Genomic DNA, 1,199 nt, shown 5'->3' on the forward strand with positions numbered 1-1,199 from the left:
AAACAGGAAATAAGCACTAAGGTTATCGCTGTCCAGATGTGTCTAGACTTTGGTAATTTTGGGTAAGTTTTATAGAACGGATATCTCTCTAGATAATCTGCTAATATCAAACAGCTACCCTAACATCCAATCACGCTTCTGCAAAAAATCACCACTGGATAGGGAAAATTGTTATGAACAGCAAAAACCCCATGTTCTCAAATCTGGCTTTAAAAAGTGCCATTTTCTTGTCACCCTTACTGCTATCAACGGCTTTTATCAGTGGGTATTCTGTGCCATCTGCTACTGCTCAGATACTATCAAATCAGGAACGGGAAGAATTAGCGCGACTGCGACAAGAAACCAGAACTCAAAAACAAGTTCAATCTGATTTTGAACGGGCTTTTACTCGCACGAATACTTTGCTTAATATCTGGTTGACTATTTTAAGTTTATTTCCTGTGGCCTTAATTGCCATGTTATGGTTTTTTCGTCGAGCAGTAATCAGAGAAATTGTCGAACGAGCAATGCAGCAAATTCAAGGAATTGAAAATTTGCAAACTCAATTAACTACGGTTCAAGCAGAAGCAAAAAAACTGATTCAAGCATCTAAAAATACTACTCAAGAATTAGCACAAGAAGTTAATACACTTAAACAAAAGATTCATGGTGAGGAAGAAAATTTATCTATTCTTTTATCTGATTTACCCAAATCAAAACAAGAGTTTTTAACAGCTTTGGAAATTGAAGTTAAATCTGCTCAAGAGAATATTAGTAATTTAGAGTTTAGATTAAATACTCAACTAGAACAATTAACCTTATCTGCTCAACAGCAAAAAATTACAATTGACAATATCAAAAAGTTAGAATTTGAGTTATTTTCTCAATTTACCCAACTCAAGTCAGAAGTAGAAAATCAAAAAGATATCGCTGTTAGTGATATTGAACAATCTCGCGCTGATTTGATATCTCAATTTCAAGAGTTAGAGTCGGAAACTCAACAACAGAAATTTCATACTGTTGAGAATTTAGGGAAATTACAATCAGAATTTAATAATGAATTATCTCAATTTCAATTAGATGTTAAAAATCAAAAAGATATAGTTATAGGTAATATCGAAAACCTGAATAATATATTTAAGTCAGACATTACTGAATTAAAAACTGATACCCAAGTTAAAAAATATCAATTACTTGAGGATTTTGGTAAATTACAAAGC

General features: G+C 32.4%; 1 pseudogene. It reads left to right on the forward strand.

The features are described 5' to 3' along the window. Positions 1-173 precede the first annotated feature (173 nt). Positions 174-1,199, forward strand: a pseudogene (locus FJR08_RS22415) (hypothetical protein); the annotation flags it as partial.

The organism is Dolichospermum sp. UHCC 0260, assembly GCF_009711985.1.
GTDB lineage: Bacteria > Cyanobacteriota > Cyanobacteriia > Cyanobacteriales > Nostocaceae > Dolichospermum > Dolichospermum lemmermannii.